This window comes from Cupriavidus sp. GW821-FHT02F09 (assembly GCF_059421605.1).
The window spans coordinates 1-772 of sequence record NZ_JBWKVH010000110.1 but is presented as its reverse complement, the minus strand read 5'-3'; the positions used below and the strand labels follow the sequence as shown (position 1 = coordinate 772).

Below are 772 nucleotides of genomic sequence, written 5' to 3'. Positions count from 1 at the left end.
GGCATGCTTGCCCTTGAAGAGGTCAGGCTGGAAAGTCATGGGGATCCAAAGAAAAGAGCCGTGGCGGCAGGCAGTCAACCCGGCGCGCCGCCACTGCTAGAGAATTACTGGCGCAGGCCGACCTTGCCGATCAGGGATTTGAAGTAGGCGTTGTCCTTGGCGATCGCAGCCCTGAACTCGTCCTGGTCCGCATAGGAGAAGCCCAGGTTCTGCTTGTCCATCATGTCCCTGAGTGCCGGCTCCCGGACCGTCTTGGCGATCGCTTCGCGCAGCACGTTCACCACTTCCGGCGGCGTGTTGAGGGGCACGGCAATGCCGCGCCACGTGCCAATGGACAAGTCCACCTTGCTCTCCTTCAACGTCGGCACGGCCTCGAAGCCCTTCACGCGCTTGTCGGACATGACCGCCAGCGTCTTCAGCTTGCCGGCGGCCACATAGGGATAGACTTCGGCGGGACTCACCGTCACCGCATCGATATGGCCGCCCAGCAAGGCGAGGACCGCAGGATTCCCGCCCGGGTAAGGAATGTGATTGAAGCTAGTGCCGGTCTTGTTTTCCAAAGCCGCCGCGGCAAGGTGCCAGATCGATCCATTGCCTCCATTCCCGACCCGAATCCCGCCCGGGTTCCTGCGGGCAGCATCGAGGAATGCCTCCACGGTCGTGTAAGGCGAATCGCTGCGCACGGTGATCGCGGAAGGGTCGACATTCAGCCGCGCAACCGGCGTGAGGTTTTCGTACGTGAGCTTGGTCAGCCCAAGGTGCGGAACAATCG

Annotated in this window: 1 protein-coding gene; it reads right to left on the bottom strand. The window is 62.2% G+C overall.

What is annotated here, in order from left to right; translation table 11 throughout:
• Nucleotides 1–104: 104 nt before the first annotated feature.
• The coding region (locus AC07XB_RS38990) for a tripartite tricarboxylate transporter substrate binding protein (protein WP_492833288.1) at nt 105–772 on the bottom strand (668 nt) is incomplete at its 5' end.